Source organism: Parabacteroides sp. ASF519 (assembly GCF_000364265.2).
In the GTDB taxonomy this organism is placed as follows: Bacteria; Bacteroidota; Bacteroidia; order Bacteroidales; family Tannerellaceae; genus Parabacteroides; species Parabacteroides goldsteinii.
This window is the reverse complement of sequence record NZ_AQFV02000006.1, coordinates 56,081-73,351: the sequence shown is the minus strand read 5'-3', so window position 1 is coordinate 73,351 and position 17,271 is coordinate 56,081. Positions and strand designations below refer to the sequence as shown.

Annotated in this window: 14 protein-coding genes and 1 pseudogene; 5 read left to right on the top strand and 10 right to left on the bottom strand. The window is 47.4% G+C overall.

The features are described from left to right. Positions 1-117: 117 nt before the first annotated feature. Positions 118-429, top strand: a complete 312-nt coding sequence (locus tag C825_RS00715; protein ID WP_135033540.1) for a hypothetical protein — start codon at positions 118-120, stop codon at positions 427-429. Positions 430-616: 187 nt separating this feature from the next. Continuing rightward, positions 617-2,824, top strand: a complete 2,208-nt coding sequence (locus C825_RS00710; protein WP_010801000.1) for a DUF3987 domain-containing protein — start codon at positions 617-619, stop codon at positions 2,822-2,824. A 171-nt stretch (positions 2,825-2,995) separates the two neighbouring features. Here the strand turns inward: C825_RS00710 and C825_RS00705 are convergent, their stop codons facing one another. The 3 genes from C825_RS00705 to C825_RS00695 are packed head-to-tail and all read right to left on the bottom strand — an operon-like array spanning position 2,996 to position 4,446. Then, positions 2,996-3,406, bottom strand: coding sequence for a hypothetical protein (locus C825_RS00705; protein ID WP_010800999.1), 411 nt, complete (start codon positions 3,404-3,406; stop codon positions 2,996-2,998). Further along, positions 3,369-4,106: an ImmA/IrrE family metallo-endopeptidase gene (locus C825_RS00700; RefSeq protein ID WP_010800998.1), complete on the bottom strand. Its 738-nt coding sequence runs from the start codon at positions 4,104-4,106 to the stop codon at positions 3,369-3,371. The genes C825_RS00705 and C825_RS00700 overlap by 38 nt, the downstream gene beginning before the upstream one ends. Then, the gene (locus C825_RS00695) at positions 4,093-4,446 is read right to left on the bottom strand and encodes a helix-turn-helix domain-containing protein (protein ID WP_010800997.1); all 354 of its coding nucleotides are present in this window, start codon (positions 4,444-4,446) and stop codon (positions 4,093-4,095) included. Before C825_RS00695 ends, C825_RS00700 begins: the two co-directional genes overlap by 14 nt. A 252-nt stretch (positions 4,447-4,698) precedes the next feature. Here C825_RS00695 and C825_RS00690 point away from each other — a divergent pair, with 252 nt between their 5' ends. Next, on the top strand, positions 4,699-5,157 hold the full coding sequence (locus tag C825_RS00690) for an HU family DNA-binding protein (RefSeq protein WP_010800996.1): 459 nt from the start codon (positions 4,699-4,701) through the stop codon (positions 5,155-5,157). A 34-nt stretch (positions 5,158-5,191) separates the two neighbouring features. Here the strand turns inward: C825_RS00690 and C825_RS00685 are convergent, their stop codons facing one another. Continuing rightward, a complete protein-coding gene (locus tag C825_RS00685) occupies positions 5,192-5,416 on the bottom strand; it encodes a DUF4248 domain-containing protein (protein WP_010800995.1) in 225 nt (74 codons plus the stop codon). An 88-nt stretch (positions 5,417-5,504) separates the two neighbouring features. Between C825_RS00685 and C825_RS00680 the strand changes: the two genes are divergently transcribed. Then, complete coding sequence (locus C825_RS00680; RefSeq protein WP_010800994.1) at positions 5,505-5,990, top strand: glucosaminidase domain-containing protein; 486 nt, start codon at positions 5,505-5,507, stop codon at positions 5,988-5,990. 231 nt (positions 5,991-6,221) lie between these two features. Then, positions 6,222-6,554 (top strand): hypothetical protein, encoded by a 333-nt coding sequence (locus C825_RS00675; protein ID WP_010800993.1) that lies wholly within the window; start codon positions 6,222-6,224, stop codon positions 6,552-6,554. A gap of 101 nt (positions 6,555-6,655) precedes the next feature. Here C825_RS00675 and C825_RS00670 read toward each other — a convergent pair whose 3' ends face one another. The 6 genes and pseudogenes from C825_RS00670 to porK all read right to left on the bottom strand — a co-directional run bounded on the left by C825_RS00670 (position 6,656) and on the right by porK (position 17,269). After that, positions 6,656-8,377 (bottom strand): RagB/SusD family nutrient uptake outer membrane protein, encoded by a 1,722-nt coding sequence (locus C825_RS00670; RefSeq protein ID WP_010800992.1) that lies wholly within the window; start codon positions 8,375-8,377, stop codon positions 6,656-6,658. A gap of 30 nt (positions 8,378-8,407) precedes the next feature. Beyond that, positions 8,408-11,632 (bottom strand): SusC/RagA family TonB-linked outer membrane protein, encoded by a 3,225-nt coding sequence (locus C825_RS00665; protein WP_010800991.1) that lies wholly within the window; start codon positions 11,630-11,632, stop codon positions 8,408-8,410. A gap of 352 nt (positions 11,633-11,984) precedes the next feature. Further along, a complete protein-coding gene (gene porN / locus C825_RS00660; protein WP_010800990.1) occupies positions 11,985-13,079 on the bottom strand; it encodes a type IX secretion system ring subunit PorN/GldN in 1,095 nt (364 codons plus the stop codon). 44 nt (positions 13,080-13,123) lie between these two features. Next, positions 13,124-14,691: pseudogene (porM, locus tag C825_RS00655) on the bottom strand (type IX secretion system motor protein PorM/GldM). 23 nt (positions 14,692-14,714) lie between these two features. Next, positions 14,715-15,821, bottom strand: a complete 1,107-nt coding sequence (porL, locus tag C825_RS00650) for a type IX secretion system motor protein PorL/GldL (protein WP_224264082.1) — start codon at positions 15,819-15,821, stop codon at positions 14,715-14,717. Positions 15,822-15,841: 20 nt separating this feature from the next. Then, positions 15,842-17,269, bottom strand: coding sequence for a T9SS ring complex lipoprotein PorK/GldK (porK, locus tag C825_RS00645; RefSeq protein ID WP_044215073.1), 1,428 nt, complete (start codon positions 17,267-17,269; stop codon positions 15,842-15,844). Between the last annotated feature and the right edge of the window lie 2 nt (positions 17,270-17,271).

The window sequence follows — 17,271 nt, the reverse complement described above, 5'->3', positions numbered from 1 at the left end:
TACTAACAAAACCCTGTGTCATCACAGGACAATTATAAAGAATAAACAGATGAAAAAAAACAACAAGTCATCCTCTCTTTGGATGTGCTGTGCGACGAGATAAAGCGTCTGCGCGGGATGAGAGAAGAAAGCGGCTGTCTGTCGCGTAGTAACGAACGGAAACTGAAAGTCTGCAAACTTCGGTTGCAGGGGTTGCTGGGAGCAGTCGTTCTTTTTCCTGAAGACCGTCTGCATATTCCGGCAAAGGAACATATGCAGCTGGCCTTCTATATGGGAGAATTGAATAACCGGTTGAAAGAACATTTCGGTGAAATCAATGACGGCAAGCTGCTCGCTCTGCTCTTCGACATATTTGAATTTGAGGTATCTCGCGGAACCTTCCTGAGATATTACTATATGTCGGAGGATGAAAAGGAAAACGGGAAATAAATTTTCTCCCGATTCCCCTTAAAATTGACCGGTTTATAGTGCTCGCTTTCGTGGCTCAGTCGCACCAGAAGCCTTGAGACTGCGTTGGTGAAGACTATGACCGGTCTTTTTAACTGCTTTTTGTGTAAGAAAGGAATGCCTATATTGCGTCCATATTAACCGGCTGAACAGCCTAAATTTAAATAGTATGAACGCAACACCTTCAGTCTCTTATTTCGTGAAACTTTACCTGTCGACATCACAGTCCTTTACCCTGGAAGAAATCATTATCCTGATCCGTACCCGACGCTGGATACATGAAATAACCGCTTACCGCACTGCCCTGGCTTCCGGTGACAAAGAAGCTGCCCGCTCCCTGAAAGCACAGCTTCCGGGCTTTACTCCCTCCGGCCTGTTCAAAGGAGGACATCGTGCCAACCAGCTGGAAGCCTATAGCCAGGTGGTGGGACTGGATTTCGATCATGTGGCCGACCTGGCTGCATTGATCGCTCTATTCCTCCGGCAGCCTTTTACGCTGGCCTTATTTATCAGTCCCGGAGGCGAGGGGCTGAAAGTCTTTGTCCGTGTCGATACCGCCCGCGAAGAGCATGCCGCTGCATTTGCAGCGGTAGCCGCCCATTATGAGCACCTCTCAGGCGTTTTCTGCGACCGTGCCTGTAAGGACATCAGTCGTTGCTGCTACGTGAGCGATGATCCGGAGGCTTTCTATAATCCGGAAGCTCAGGTATTCTCCCCTGCCTCTGTTGTGCAGGGCCAGGTGTTTGTACACGACTGGCTGCGTGCCCATCCTGCCGTCGAAGGCAGCCGCAACCAGACTGTCTACCGACTGGGTTGCGAAGCTAACCGGAGAGGCTTCGACCGCGATGAGACGGCCTCTTTTTGCATCCCCCTGTTGCACGGTGACGACTTCCCCGAAGAAGAGATCCGTCAGGCTTTATATTCTGCCTATCAGGGACATACTGATGAGTCGGCTACCCGTCCCCCAAGCAAAAGGACAGAAAAGGACAAAAAGGACACCGCCACATTTTCGGGTGAAGAGCTTCGCGAACAAACCCCTTTTCTACCGGAAAATATAACCACCGGTCTTCCCCTTTTGCTGGGCGATGCACTTCGTTTCTACACCGACCGCCGCGAGCATGATATGGCTTTCCTGGCAGCCTGTACCGTATTGAGTGCCTGCCTCCCGGGAGTATGGGGTATCTATAACCGAAAACGTGTCTATCCCCATCTTTTCACGGTCGAAGTGGCTCCGGCGGCCAACGGCAAAGGGTGTATCAATGACATGCGCCGCCTGGCTGACAGCTATGCTTCACAGATCGAGATCGAGACGAAACGCAAGGAGGACGAGTATCTTCAGGCGTTAGAAGAATGGGAACTGAAGAAAGCGGCTGCCCATCAGAAGAAACAGGCGGTAAAAGTGACCGATGCCCCTGTAAAAGCCTCTACCTGCTATTTTTTCATCCCTACCCAGATAACGAAAGCCAAGTTGCTGGTTCACCTGGCTGAGAATGGCGAGGTCGGCGGACTGATGGTCGACAGTGAGATCGATACTCTGATCTCAGCCAGCCGTCAGGACTATGGGCAGTTCGACGATCTGTTGCGTAAGGCTTTCCAGCATGAACCTGTCGCCTCCTCCCGTAAGGTGGATAATGAGATGATCCGCGTTCCCCAGCCGCGTCTGGCTCTTTTGCTGGCGGGTACACCCGGACAATTTCCCCGCCTGGTGCCGAGTGCGGAGAACGGGTTGGCAAGCCGTCTGCTGCTGTATACCTGCCGCAGCAAGGCGGTCTGGCAGGATGTTTCGCCTCAGAATGGAGCGGAAGGTTTTGAGGCCTGGATCGACAGCCTCTCCGAACGTGTGCGTGATATAGCCCTGTTGCTGCGTAAACGACGTTTGCAGGTGCGCCTTACTCTCCGGCAGTGGGATGAACTGAACCGTCACTTTGCGCAGCTATTGCGTGAAACCGACCTGTTTGGGGAAGAAGACTTCCTGGGTGCCGTGAAGCGTCATGGACTGATGACTTTCCGTCTCTGCATGATCTTTACCGCTCTCGATGTCGCTTCGCTCGATTACGGGGTGGACGAGCGTTTCTGTGACGATGTTCATTTCCGGGCGGCCCTTTCCATGGTCGATGTCTGCCTCGAACACAGCCGCTTGCTGATGACGCAGCTTACCGCCCCGGCAGATATCCCCGAGCTGACCTGCCCGGATTATTTCCGTAAAATATTCGACCGGCTGGACGATCAGTTCACCGTGTCCGACTTGTATGCGCTCAGCCAGGCAGCCGGTATAAGCGACCGTTCCGTCAGACGCCACCTTTCCCGTTTGGAGCCGGTCTTCATCACCCGTCTGTCTCACGGCCTCTACCGTAAAAACACTTCCCCTGCCGCCTGATCGGATGAGTGTTTTCTGAAAATGTGGCGGTGTCCTTTTTGTCCTTTTCTGTCCTTAACTTTTGTTTCCCTCTGACATTCAGCCTTTTACCCTGTAGTCTACCGTGCAACAGGGTATAGGGGAACAAAGGGTAGGATATAGGGGAGAAGAAGGTTCCCTATAGGGCGAAAATCAGATTTGTACAGTACATGCATACTGCGTAATGTCAATGATCGGAAGTTTACTTCCTGCTTTATTTACAGCTTGCATAAATCCGGAACATTCCTCTTTTGTCATTTTCTTCCTGCAATAAATCATACATGCACTTTCACCTTTTCCTAATGTGCGTTGTAGTGAAAAGAACTCTTTCCTGGAATCCCCTTGGGGAGCAAAAACTTCTTTTCTCAATGTAGGGAAGAATCGAAGGTAATTGTCTATAAAATCTCTGGTTCTGGAGTTTTTAGAGACCTCACTATAGACTACATCCAATATCAGATATTCATATTCCGGAAATATGTCAGGTAATAGCGAAAAGCAATCTGCCTCCATAAAATGAATAATCACATCAGCGTCGAGTACTATCTTCGTTTTCTTCTGTCCCATTGATATTTATTTTATGGAGTAACTCTATATAGTGACTTTCCGAAATTTTCTCTTGTTCAAATAGATGGCGGGCCTTTTCTCCGAAATCACCAATGACTAATCCTTCGTTTGCCGGTTCGTATAGAGCTGTATCATATCCGAAACATCTGGCTGAATATTTTACTCCTGCTTCCGCTAATTTGGAGCGTGTGCTTTCCGCTATAAGTCCGATGTTCAATAATCTGTATAATAAAGCCTGTCGGGAAACTGAAAAATAATGTTCGAGTTTTAACACCGTAGCGATCGAAATGTTTTTAGTCTTCAACTCCGTTTCAGGTATCAACTGGCATATACCTGCTTCCGGCATCAATAAGGAAGAAGCGAACATGTCGGCACATTGTTCTGTCAGGTTCTTGCTGCCATATCCGGGATTGCATTTGTGTGGAGTCGGTTTATCTTCTATATAAAGATGGTATAATTCATGTGCAATCGTAAAATGTTGTCTGCCTTGTGGCTGGTTGGAGTTAATGAGCATAAAACGATGCTCTGAACTATCTTTCAGGCACATGCCTGAAAAGTTTTCGGATAAAGGTCTGAAAATCGTAAGTATGTTTAGTTTCAGAAGTAAGCTTCTTAAGGTTATGGGTTCGGATGAACTGAGTCCGTTGTCCGTCCGAAACTCTGAAACCTGCTTTTCTATGATAAATTTATTCGGTTTCATTTTGTGCTATACGTTCCATTTTGAGGTAAGACTTTACAATATCTTTGAATGCTGCTATTGCTTTCAAATCATTGTCTTCCAAATCTGAAATTCTGAAAGCTGTAGCCATTATTTCATTCTCCGCCTGAATATTATCTTCAAACAGTAGAATAGGCTCACAACCGAATAGGTTTGAAATATTTTCGAGGATATGATATGGGACTTCTCTTGTACCTCCTTCATAGTTACTATAAGCAGAGCGTTCAACACCAATAAATTTGGCTGCCTGATCTTGTGTGAATCCGGATAATTCTCTGATTTTCTTTAGGTTTTCTCCAATGATCTGATTTGTCGTTTTCATGAATCTTCTTCTTTTATTCTGTGGCAAAATTACCTTTAAATTATTATATATACAAATATTGCCACAGAAAGTTCATTCATTTATAGTTCTTTAGATGAATGGTTGCCTTCCGGTTATACGGGTAAGCAGTAACTTTCCTTTTCTTTCCACTCTGTCCCCCTCCTTCCGTCCCTTTCCGTTGGCCGGGGTATGCCGGTTGTATCTTTGTTATGTGATTAATCGACAAGATGTTTAACTTTAAAAAGTATGATTATGCCAGCAAAGTACACATTGGTATTGCGTAAGGACATGCGCAAAGGGGCTGCGGAAGGCAGCAAGTTGTTTTATGCGAACGCGAAAGCGGCAGGGACGTGTGGTATGTATGAGTTATGCGATCTGATCTCGCTGTCGTCCACCGCTTCACCGGGTGACGTGCGGTTGATACTCGATTCGTTGATCGAGGTGATGAAACGCAGCCTGGGTAAAGGGGAGGTGGTACAGGTGGGCGAACTGGGGAATTTCCAGTTGCAGTTCGGCAGTACCGGTACGACGACGAAAAAGGAGTTCAACCAGGCGCTGATCAAAAGCAAACGGATTGTGTTCCGTCCCGGCAAGATGCTGCGCGATGCGATCAGCAATTATTCTTTTGAAAAGATTCCCGATCCGTCGGACAAAGAAGAAGGAAGCGGGGGAGAAGGAGGCGGAGGAAGCGACCGTCCGGAGATCGAATAGGGGGATAGCCCGGCAACCTGGCAGAGAGCCATTTTTACGGCTCACCCAGGTGCTGGACGATATAGTCCTTTTGTCGGGGAGTGAGGTATTTCTTTCCCGGATGCCAGCCTGATTCTTCCAGTTGGTCGACGAGTGCCCTGCTTACGCGGACCCATTTCAACAATTGCATCGTGGCACTTTTCTGTGAAATATTGGGAAAGTATTGCAGGGCAAGCTCGCCCCATCCCCATACTCTGTTCTGATTGAATGAATTTTCCATACGGCATGTATTTGAAGGTTTATATATCAATAAAGATACGATTTATTATGCACATATTCAAATAAAGTACTAACTAATATCATATAAAATGGATAAACAGATACAGTATTTGCAGACATGTCTGCCGGCAGCCGAGAAGGCGGGTGGGACCTATGACATGAACCCGGTAGTAATCCTGGCACAGGGTGCGCTCGAAAGCGGTTGGGGTACTTCACATTTGGCCAGGGAACATCATAACTATTTCGGTATCATGGGGTACGGGGCATCCAACGGTTATTGGCATGGAGAGCGGGCGAAGGTGGAAGGGGCCGGCGGGGTGCATTATTTCCGTCATTATGCCGGTGTAGAGTTCTCATTCCTTGATTTTGCCCGTCTGATCCGCACCGGTTACCGCCATGCCTGGAGTTTCAGCCGCCAGCCCGAAGCCTATGCGAAAGAGATAGCCTACAGCCCCTATATCAGCGAGCAGAACGGCGATAACCGTGACTTATACCGCCGTAACCTGATTGCCATAACCGAGAAGATCATCACATTAAAGGATATGTATGATTGGATGCGGGGAAGGGCAAAATAATGTGCTAATGGGATAATATGCCAATGTGCCAATTAGAGAAATAATTGAGCTATCAGTTTATAGTGCCGGGAGTAACCAATTCCCCTCTCGAGAGGGGATAAGGGGTGTGTTAAAGCTAGTTATAGGGCGAAACTATGACACACCCCCTTCCCCCTCTCAAGAGGGGAGCCGGTTACAACCAGTCAATAATTAGATAGTTCACTTCTGATAACAACATAAACATTTAAAACAATGAATAAATTAAGACAAATCCTGCAATTTATCAGAGCCCTGCTGGGCTTTTTGTTGAACCTGAAAAAGAAGGAGAAAGATGAGAAAAAAGAGAAAGTGGTTATGCCGGATAATCAGCCGGAGGTGGCTCGTGTGTTACCTGGTGATACTGGGGATGACGGCTTTGTGGGCGGACCGTACAGAAATTGTCCTGGCCTCGATCGGGGCCCTGTTGACACTCTCGGGGTGCGGAAACGATTCCGGGGAAGATTCCGGAAACAGCTTACCGTCGCGGCCGGATATACCCTGATGCTGTGTGCAGTAGGGAGTTGTTTGGTGAAGATGATGAGGTGATAACGTAGAGGGGCAAACTAAAAAAAGAATCGAACGCGGACGATATGAGTTTTCCGCGTTCGATTTTTTCTGTTAATCAAAAGTAGAATGTTTCATCCCTTTTATTCGGTCCAGTCTGAAATAACGGCCGACGGGTCCGGATTCAAAACGATGGCTGTGTTTTTAAGTGACTCGAATTTACTGAAGAAGATATTGAACCAGGGGGCGCAATACCCTTCAATAGAATTCATGCGGTAGCCTACCGGTGCGTTGGTGCCGGGATATCCTCTTTTAACAGGTAATTCCAAACGTTTGTAGTCCCAGAAAATGATACCTTCTCCCCAGAATTCAATACGTTTTTGCAGTATGAGTTCTTTACGGAAATCATCCAATGTAGTCGCCTGGCAATTATATTCCGGATAGCGATAGGTAGTCATAAAGCTATTGAGGGCATTTACGCCGGCTGCTACTCCCTGGCTTGCAGCTAATGCTTCGGCCTCGATGAAGTACATCTCTTCGACACGCATCATCAGATAATCGATCGTTGCTCCTATGTTGGCATCGATCATGTTGCCTTCTTTCGGTTTGAATTTCAGGTTCGTGTAAGCTGGTAGCTTTTTGAAATTGACATCGGATAATATGGTACGATATTTATTTCTCGGTTCTTTTCCGGCATCTTCCGGGGCTATCCAGGTAATTTTACGCCAGTCCGTATCCGGTATTTGATCGTATAAGGCCTTGCTGATTGTGCGGATAGCCCAGTAGGTGGAGTTGCCTACACCGAATGTCTGTTCGGTACATATATTTCCGGCATAGTTCAACCATGTGCTGTGGATATTTTCCTGGTTCATGATCGAACCCCATAACCAGGCGCCGGTTTGAATGGTATTGAATCCGGCCGTATAGTTTTTACCTCCGAACCATTCCGATTCTGATAACGGTTGTGCTCCACTGTTTGAGATGACTTTGCGGGCATATTCAGCAGCTTTTGCATAACAATCTTTGGCAGAGTTGACACCGAGGTCGACGTTCTGGGTGAGGGCTGACAAATCATTCGGGTATTTTTCGAAACGCGTACCCATTTCCAGCCATAGGCGTGCTTTCAACCCGTAGATGATTGTCTGGTCCGGCATATTCTTGGCAGGCCGGGTGTAGTCTTTCAGGTATTCTTCGGCATCGTCGAGATCCTTCAGGATATATTCATACATGGTGTAGAAAGGGACCCTGGGGTTGTCGCGGGCTTCGCTTTCCGTTATATTCTCGTAGATGATGGGAACGGTCAGGCCGTATATCTTATTCGCTTCGGCTTCGTTGTCCAGTTTGGCTATGCCCGTTTTCTTGTACTCGAAGAAACGGGAGATATCCATATAGATTAAAGCCCGGAATGTTTTGGCGATCCCCAAATACTGCCTGTTGGTTTCGGTGGCCGTTTCCGGGTCGATCAGGCGTATCAGGTTGTTGGTGTTATTGAGGAATTTGTAGTAGTAGTAATACAGACTGTTTACTGTACTGTTTTCCGCCAATGCCAGACATTGTCCGAATGAACTGAAGTAATCGTAATTTGAATTATAGACGAAGAAATCTTCGCACATCGTCTCTCTTGTTATGCCGAACGCACTATAGCCGAAGTCGAAACTATAATTATTACCATAAGAATTATACGTATTGATATATCCGACGATTGCACTCATCATAGCCTGCATACCGGCTGGCGAGTTGGCTACCTGATCCGCTGTGGCCGTAGAACTTTCGGGGAATGTTTGTTCGATACAGCTATTCATGCCTAATCCCAGGAAAAACACGCTGGAAACAATTACTGTTTTAAATATATTTTTCTTTTTCATTGTTTTATGCTTTATGGAATTTGTGTGAATTTAGAATTGTAAACTGATGCCACCGGTGAAAGTGCGGAGCGGAGAGATTTTTCCGGAAGCGCCCTCCCCTTTGTAGGAGCGTCTGGGATCCAATCCTTTTCTCTTTGACCAGTAATATACATTATCGCATACAAAGTATAAACGAAGATTGTCTATGCCCAGATAAGAGGTATATTTCTTGGGAATGGTATATCCTACCTGTACGTTTTGCAAGCTGAGGTAGCTACCATCCATCAAGAAACGATCCGACATGCCGGTGGTGTATAAGTCGTTGAAATACCAGCGCGGTATGTTTGACCCTGTATTTTCGGGCGACCATGCGTCTGCGATGTCTTTGTGCCAGCGGTTACCGACGCTTGATGCTGTCGGATTAGCCATGATGCCTGCATATCCGTAGTCGTAGGTTTTGCCTCCGATCGTATAACTGAATTGGGCAGAGAGGTCGAAACCATAGACATTCAGTGTCGTACCGAAACCTCCGTACAGGTCCGGGTTGGGGTCGCCGCACAGATAATAGTCTGCGCTGGAGTTGGTGGTTGTGGTCTTTTTTTCTCCTGTTTCCTTGTCGGTGTAATACCACATGGACAGACCTTCTTCCGACACACCGGCATACTGACGCATATACCATGTATTGATGGGTAATCCTTCTCCGTAATACCTGCTTCCGTCCATATAACCACCGTGGCCTTCCATCTCTGTCGTCTTTTTCTCGGCAGGCAGATAGGTGATCTTGTTTTTATAATGAGTCATGTTGAAGTTGATCGTCCATGAGAAGTTCTTTTTATTGAACGGGGTATATCTCAAATCGAGTTCGATACCTCTGTTATTCATGTCTCCGATATTGTCATAATAACCTGCATATCCCAACGACAGAGGAACGGTGAACCAGTTTAACAGATCGGTCGTCTTGCGGTTGAAGAATTCGAAGCTACCGGTCAGTTTATGTTTGAATAATTCAAATTCAACTCCCAGGTTCATGTTCGTATTTGTTTCCCAGGTGATATCTTTATTTCCTTTGCTGGCAAAGGCGAGCGATAACTCGTCATTGTTGTTTTTAATGGTATAGGTATCGATATACCGGAAGTTACCGATATTGTCGTTACCTTGTTGTCCGATAGAGAACTTGATTTTTAACAAGTCTACCCAGTTTGTTTTGAACCAGTCTTCTCTCGAGATCAGATAAGCAGCTCCGATGGAATAGAAATTACCCCACCAATGATCCGGATGGAAGCGTGAAGAAGCGTCGCGGCGATAAGAACCGGAGAAGAAATACTTGCCGTCGTAATCGTAGAGGCCGCGGAAGAAGTATCCTTCCGTATTGTAATCCGTTGCGTAGGAGTCGGCAGAAGCGGCGTCAATGATGGCTCCGTTCAATTCATGGTTCTCCCAGTAAGAGAACATGTTCTTTTTTTCGGCAGATAATTGGACATAGTTGTATTTATAATTTTCGTGTCCCAACATGGCCGATACGTTATGTTTACCGAAACTGCGGTTATAGTTTAAGATCTGCTGTAAGTTTAGTGTGGTTGTGCGGTAATGGAACACGGATATGGTACCGTTTTGCTCCGCCCCGAAACCGTAGAACGGGTTGCTGGTTTTGAAATATCTTTGTTCGCGTACTGTCGTTCCTGCGTTGAACGTGAATTTGAAGTCTTTCAGGAAGGTGATATCGACAAAGCCGTTACCGTTAAACGTATTTGCATTTGTTTCCGACAGATTGAGAATGGAGCTTTGTATGGATGAGTTCGGAAGAACGGGGCGGGCTAATCCCAACGCGGTATTTGTTGTTCCGTAGTCATACAGTTTGCCGTTTTCATCGGTCATGATATTTCCATGCTCATCTCTGATATAGACCGGGTAGATAGGGGCAACTTGTTCTACGACACTTGCCATATCTGTGCTGTAGTCTTCTGACAAGGTCGATGTTTCGCTGTGAGTATAGTTTACGTTAGCACCGAATTTCAACCAACTCTTTGCCTGGTAAGAACCTTTGAAGCGGGCAGAATAGCGTTCGTATCCGGCATTGGGGACAATACCTTCGTCGTTCAGGTAACCAAAGGAGCCGTACATTTGCATTTTGTTGGTTCCTCCGGATATATTGACGTTATATTCCTGCCGGAAGGCGCTGCTATATGCTTCATCGACCCAGTCGTCGGGAGATAACGTATATCCGTTCACTACCCGTCCTAATTTGGCGTTGGGGTTGAGTCTTCCGTCTTTTCCTATCAGGTATTCGTTTTCCGGATAGTTGAATACGTTATAGGTTAAGCCGCCGTTTTCTTTGGTATTGCCTACCATATTGATATTCGCCTGCGTATATGCGTCATTTTCAGATAATCCTTTGACGTATCTTAGTTGATTATATAATGCTTTATAATGAGCTTCGTAGTATTCTCCGGGGTCTTTGATGTAGTCGTAATCGATGGTGCCACGCGTATTTACGCCCCATTTGGCGGAAGCCGTTACTTTTGCTTCTCCCACTTTTGCCTGTTTCGTGGTGATAATAATAACACCATTGGCACCTCTTGCTCCGTAAAGAGCATTCGATGCGGCATCTTTCAATACGGAGACCGATTCTACATCAGAAGGGTTGATATTGTTCCAACCTCCTTCATAAGGCATGCCGTCGACAATAATCAACGGGTCGATATCAGCATTGATAGAACCTATGCCTCGTATGATAAGGGATGGAGAACCTCCGCCAGGCTGTCCGGAACCAGTTGTCATTTGTAATCCGGCAACCTGTCCTTGTAATGATTGTACGACATTGGTGGTTGAGCGTTGTGTCAGTTTTTCTGCACTGATAACTGTGGCTGAACCTGTGAATGCTGATTTTTTGGCTGTTCCATAGGCTACTACGATAACTTCATCCAAATCCTGGGTGTCGCTGACCATTTTGACGTTTAGTATACTTTCCCCTTTCCAGATTATTTCCTGGGTTTTTAAACCGACGAAAGAGAATACGAGTGTCGAGCCTTTTTTGAGATCGGTCAGGGTAAATCTTCCTTCTGAGTCAGTAATTGTTCCGGTGGAACTGTCTTTGATGAAAATGGAGGCTCCGACAACGGTTCCGTTTTCATCTTCTACGATACCGGTCACTTTGCTTTTTTGTTGAGTTACCGCAGCTTGTCGGGAAAGAGTATTCGCTTCTGTGTGAATATTCCCAAACAAATTGAATACTGACAGGATAATCAACACTTTGGTCAGTTTTAGTTGAGTTAACATAAGCCTGTGATTTAAGAGGTTAATAAGTCGCAATATTATACTAGTGAAAACTTGTAATTTAGATGAGAGACATAGTCTTTACAGAACTATGATATCTTATCGTGTCAAAAATAATAATATTTTTCTTATTAGGTATTAAATTGTGAAAAATAAGTTATAGAATCTCTGTTCTTTCTTTAAAGAAGAGTGTTTTGCACGCTAAATGCCCCTGTTTTACTTATCTCCTACTTTCTTATAGGACAAAAGGCCATAGTTCTGTAAAAACTATGGTTTGTTAGATAGAATTTGATAAAAAAAGTAAAGGCTATATCGTGATGACATAGCCTTTACTTTTTCTTGAGTTTATATGTTCTTATCTTCTGCGACGTACGCTTCGAACCGGAGAAGATTTCTCGGCTTTCGGCGCTTTTGTCTTTACTGTTTTTTCTTTGGTTTCTTTAACAGCCTTTTCGGTAGTGGCTCCGCCTTGTCCGCGGGCTGATGATTTTCTCGCTTTTTTAGCCGCTTTCGGGTCTTCTACCTGAGTAGTGTCGGGCTGGAACCAGAGTGACTTTTCGAAGGCAACCAACTGGCCTTCGATGCGGTCCTGTTCTTTCTTGAGGGAATCGGGAGTCGGGCAGTAAGCCATCAACGGCTGATTCATCAGGTTCTGTGTCTTATAGATCTCGCCTTCGAACATACGGCGGCGGAAATAGTCGTCGAGCGTGAAGGTCATGGCATTGTTGATGTTCGATGTCATGATAAATGCCGTGTTGATATACGGGCGGATGCTTTCGTAAGGAATCCAGAACATGGGCATGGTTAACTCGCCGACATCACCTGAAGTGGTCATGATCGGGCAGATGGCCAGTGTCTTTACATCGAATACGGAGTTATTCTGGTCGAAATACCAGGCTTCCTTTACATAATAAGAGCGGACGGTTTCGGAAGGAATATCGCTTTCGTTGATCACGAAAGTGGTTCCCTGGTTACCTTGTCCGGGTACTTCCTCATAATAGATGCCGAAGCGGTCGAGCATGTCTTTCAGATTGATCTTGCTGTTGTCGCTGAAATCTTCGTAACCGTCTTCATACTGGTATGCATCTATTTTACCTTCGCTGATCAGACTGAAGATGATGGAGAAAAGGTTCATCTGTCCGTTCATCGGGGTGACCGGATAATACAGAGGAGCATTCTTCTCTTTCATCAGGTCTATCTGCCGGTACATGACACGCATCCAGCGGGCGTTGCCCACTTCCTGTGTCATACGCTCGTTCATATCCTGTGCCCGCACGGTCAGTTCGGGTATACCGGTGTCTTTCTTATCATTAGCCCGTTCTCCGCGGGTGGCCTGCGGGCTTCTTCTTGCCCGTTGCTGGGTGTTTCCTGTTTCTTCCTGTGCCTGTATGGAGGTAGCTGTGAAGAACAGGGCGCTTGCAATTGCCAGTATGTAATAAAAACGTTTCATATTTTATATTCTTAGTTTGAAGGCGGTTCGCGAACCGCCCCTACTTAATTTACAATGACTTCGATCGGGGTGAGGGTACGTTCCAGGCCGTCAGGTCCTTTGGCTACTACACCTCTGATGAAAAAGCGTTTTCCTCTTGTCAGACGACGTATCCTGTCTTTCTGGTTGTCCGAGAACCGGGGACCCTGAGAAACTTCAGGTATTGCATTTCCCATGGAGTCGAAGAACAACAGTTCGAAACGTAGTACGTCAAACTTTATATTCAATATTTCATCGTCGATAGCTGCCTGGAGTACTTCCGTCTCGATCAGATTACGCTTGGTCATGTTTCCGCCGCGGAACTTGCGCATATTGCCGTTCTGGTCCTTATACTCGATGTAAGGCATCGGGTCGGGCAGGGCACGTACGCGGAAGGTATTCTTGGCCATTTCCACGCTGCGACCGTCGGCCATGCGGGCATTGACGGATATAACAGCGTCGGTACCGACTTTTGAGGGCGGGCTTCCCAGATATCGCCTTTGCGTGTCAGGGTTCCGTTTGTCATGGTGGCCGTTACGTTCCCGCTCGGTACGCCCGGTACGGCGATACGCATCTCGTTGGCGATTCCGGCATATAATACGTTCATCAGTAACGGGGCAACGGTTGCACTCGGTTCCGTTACGAAGTATTCGCTTTCGAAGTTCTGACGCATCATGCTGCCGTCGTTATTGGGCATCTCGATGTACCCTTTGATCGGGTAAGTACCCGGGGCACCGGCAATGGCGGTGAACTGTCCGCGGCTGTCTTCCGGCAACTGCTTGCCGTTTACGAATACGGCCGGACGTTTGGTTGAATCGACGGCAGACAGGACGATGTTCGCCTTGTACTGGCTTCCGCGCATGACGATCTGGCTCTCCGGTATGACCTGTGCGGTCATCTGGTTCACGCGGTAGTCGCCTACGTCGACACTGTTCAACAGGTTGTTCAGCACTTCGCCTTCTGCGTAGCGGATATCGCTTTGCAGTTTCGTCAGTAATGTTACGGCTGCGGCAACCGGCATATTTTCAAACAACGCTTCTTCCCAGGTGCGGGTATTGATCCCTGCCTTGTGAGGCGGTGTAGTGCTCAGGCTTGCTTCCAGGATGCGGGTCTTGGCACTGTCCTGTACCATTTCGCCCATCATTACGCGGTAAGCGTCGATGGCTTCGCGTAGCTTCTTTCCTTCTCCGGTAACCGGGCCCAGCATGATGCGTGAAGCGGCTTCGAGGTCGTCTTTATGCTCTATCTTGTTTACGTTGGCATCTTTCCCATCGGCAATTACCGCGATACGTTGCTTCAGGTCCTGCACGTAGTTGTACAGGCTGTCGGAAGCGGACTTTACCTGTTTACCCTTATCGTACCATTCCTTTACCTTTTCGGGGTTGGACTGGTAGTAGGTATCCAGTTCGCCTGCCACGATCTCGTTTCGGTGAGCCGAGTTGCTGATGGAGGTGCGTAAACTGTCTTCCACTAGCTCGAAACCGTCGAGAACCTCCGACGACACGTTCAGTGCCATCATTGCGATGAACACCAGATACATCAGGTTGATCATCTTCTGACGGGGCGAGTTGGGATTATTTGCTATTCCGGACATCTTCTTTCAGTTTCGTTTGTTTATTATCTGCCGGATTGCTGTCCGGGATTGTTTGTATACGGAGCCTGCTGCTGGTAGCCGTACGGTTGTTGCTGGTAGGGCTGCTGATAGTTAGGCTGCTGTTGCTGGTAATTGGGCTGTTGCGGCTGGGGGGCAGGCTGCTGGTAAGCGGTTGCCGGACCCATATTGACCGTCATTGCCTGTAGCAAACGGCTGTATACCTGGTTCAGTTCGGCCAGCTGGCGAGTCATCTTTTCCGTTTCGTTGCGGAAGACCGAGCTGTCGGTTACCGAACCGTCGTACATCTCGCGGATGCGGTTCAGGCCGCCGTTGATATGTTCGATCGATTCGATCTGCGAACTGATACTCTTTAACTGTATTTCGTAGATAGTATTCAAACCGGAGATGTTGCGGTTCAACATTTCCATTTGCTGCACGTAGCCGCGTGAGTTCTGGTTGATACCGTCAGAGTTGTCTGTGATGCTTTTATAAGAGTTAAGCAATGTGTCGGATACGTTGGTCAGCGAGTTGGTGACGTGGCTGAAACGTTCCATATTTTCGGACATGCCGGATAGCTGTTCCAGGTATTTCTGGGTAGCTTCGGTCAGTTCCGCCATCTTGGAGATCTGTTCGGCAGCGCCGCTCAGTTTCTTGATGCTTTCCGACAGGTTTTTTGTATCTTCTTCGCTGACATCGAGGTTGCTCAGTACGGAGGTTCCGCCCAGGTTGCCTGCGACACCTGCTTTTCTGCCGTTGCCTACATGGATGTTTATGCCGCCTGAGGTATTGTCGTCATCCATATTGTCCGATGAGTTGATCAGGTTGGACATGCCTGTGCCGGCAAAGTCGGGACGGTCCATCGGGTTCTTCGATTTCAGTACGGGGAATACTTCTTCCCAATGATATTCGTTTGAAGGGTGTTCAAAAGCGGAGATAAAGAATACCAATGCTTCCACCGTCATGGCGATAAACAGGATCTGGTTACCATACGGCAGGTGAAGCAACTTGAACATGGCACCTATGATTACGATAGATGCTCCCCAGCTGTAACAGAAGTTCAGTACTCTCTTTCCCATGTCGCTGGAAAGGAACATTTCAATTCTGTTTTTATATCTTCTATATTTTCCCATAATGTTGTATGTTTCTTATATTATTTTTTACCTTTTGAACGGGAGAAACCGATCTGTGTACGTGCGCAACGGAAACCGATATAGGAACGGGTTTCGTTCTGGTATTCGAAGGTGCGCATATCCGAACGGATAAATTGTGCCACGTCTTTCCATGAACCGCCGCGTACGACTTTCTTCTTCATCGCATACGGGTCTTCCTTGGCTGCATTGTAGCGCAGGTCGGGGTTCATATCGCTCATCTGGCTCGGACCCGATTCGGAATACATGGTAGAAGTCCATTCTGCCACGTTACCCGCCATGTCATATAAACCGAACTGGTTCGGGGCGAAAGAGCCTACGCGGGATGGAATCAGGTGACCGTCTTCGGTATAGTTCCCTTTTCCGGGTTTGAAGTTTGCCATGAAGCAACCTTTGGCGTTCTGAAGTTCGTCGGACGACCAGGGGTATTTGTTTTCGTTCTTTCCGGAGCGGGCGGCATATTCCCATTCGCCTTCTGTCGGCAGGCGGAACGGCTCGATGGCTTGTCCGGCCGGGAAGTTCAACGATTGTTTGAACATATCGGTACGCCATACGCAGAATGCGGTAGCCTGTTCCCAGGAGACACCTACGACAGGATAATCGTCATATCCCGGATGCTGGAAGTACATGCGCATGTATGGCTCGTTGTAAGCATTATTGAAGTCGTTCACCCAACAGGTTTCATCCGGATAAACGTTTACGATGCGGGTATGAAGGAAATCCCACGGACCGCTGAGCGGGCGGGTAAGGGTTTCGTTGATGATGTTGCCGTCATCGTCGATATAGGCGGTATCCTTGGAGATCATAACGACCTCGTTCATATCGACCTGTATATCGGTGTTACGTACGCGTTCGCCCGGATCCAGGCGGTTTTTGCGCAGGGCGGCACCGGTGTAGTCATACCATTCGTATTTGTAGACCATCTGCTTTTCGTCCAGACGTTTTTCGCCGGTGATGGGGTGTACATAGTAAACGCTTTCGATGGCACGTAGCTCATCTTCGTTCGCCCGTTTCCAGGGGATCGGACGGCTCCAGTCCAGATGCGGGGTGACGGGTTCGCCGTAACGGTCTTCCGTGATCTTAAACAGGTCGTTGCCACCGTAAGCCGGGTCGGCCAGGCGTTCGCGGATAATGGAGTCGCGCACCCAGTAGACGAACTGGCGGTATTTGGCGTTGGTTATTTCCGTTTCGTCCATCCAGAACGCGTCAAACGAAACTCCCTTTGTTTCAGGGTTAATTCCCCATAAGGAGTCTTTGTCTGCCGGTCCCATTTCGAACGAACCTCTTTTGATCAGAACCATGCCGTAGGGCGAAGGTTCGTTAAAAGCCACAGATCTTACCCCGGTAACTTCTCCTCCCGCTCCGGAAAGGGATTTACCACATGAGGTAAGCAAGGCTACTGCCATAAGTACTAATAATACTTTTTTCATAT

Bases quoted from the DNA above. Each gene is read 5' to 3' on its own strand.
- C825_RS00685 (WP_010800995.1), bottom strand. From the start codon at position 5,416: ATGGAAAATTCATTCAATCAGAACAGAGTATGGGGATGGGGCGAGCTT.
- C825_RS00710 (WP_010801000.1), top strand. From the start codon at position 617: ATGAACGCAACACCTTCAGTCTCTTATTTCGTGAAACTTTACCTGTCG.
- porN (WP_010800990.1), bottom strand. From the start codon at position 13,079: ATGAAACGTTTTTATTACATACTGGCAATTGCAAGCGCCCTGTTCTTC.
- porK (WP_044215073.1), bottom strand. From the start codon at position 17,269: ATGAAAAAAGTATTATTAGTACTTATGGCAGTAGCCTTGCTTACCTCA.
- C825_RS00690 (WP_010800996.1), top strand. From the start codon at position 4,699: ATGCCAGCAAAGTACACATTGGTATTGCGTAAGGACATGCGCAAAGGG.
- C825_RS00665 (WP_010800991.1), bottom strand. From the start codon at position 11,632: ATGTTAACTCAACTAAAACTGACCAAAGTGTTGATTATCCTGTCAGTA.
- C825_RS00680 (WP_010800994.1), top strand. From the start codon at position 5,505: ATGGATAAACAGATACAGTATTTGCAGACATGTCTGCCGGCAGCCGAG.
- C825_RS00700 (WP_010800998.1), bottom strand. From the start codon at position 4,106: ATGAAACCGAATAAATTTATCATAGAAAAGCAGGTTTCAGAGTTTCGG.
- porL (WP_224264082.1), bottom strand. From the start codon at position 15,821: ATGGGAAAATATAGAAGATATAAAAACAGAATTGAAATGTTCCTTTCC.
- C825_RS00670 (WP_010800992.1), bottom strand. From the start codon at position 8,377: ATGAAAAAGAAAAATATATTTAAAACAGTAATTGTTTCCAGCGTGTTT.
- C825_RS00695 (WP_010800997.1), bottom strand. From the start codon at position 4,446: ATGAAAACGACAAATCAGATCATTGGAGAAAACCTAAAGAAAATCAGA.
- C825_RS00675 (WP_010800993.1), top strand. From the start codon at position 6,222: ATGAATAAATTAAGACAAATCCTGCAATTTATCAGAGCCCTGCTGGGC.
- C825_RS00705 (WP_010800999.1), bottom strand. From the start codon at position 3,406: ATGGGACAGAAGAAAACGAAGATAGTACTCGACGCTGATGTGATTATT.
- C825_RS00715 (WP_135033540.1), top strand. From the start codon at position 118: ATGAGAGAAGAAAGCGGCTGTCTGTCGCGTAGTAACGAACGGAAACTG.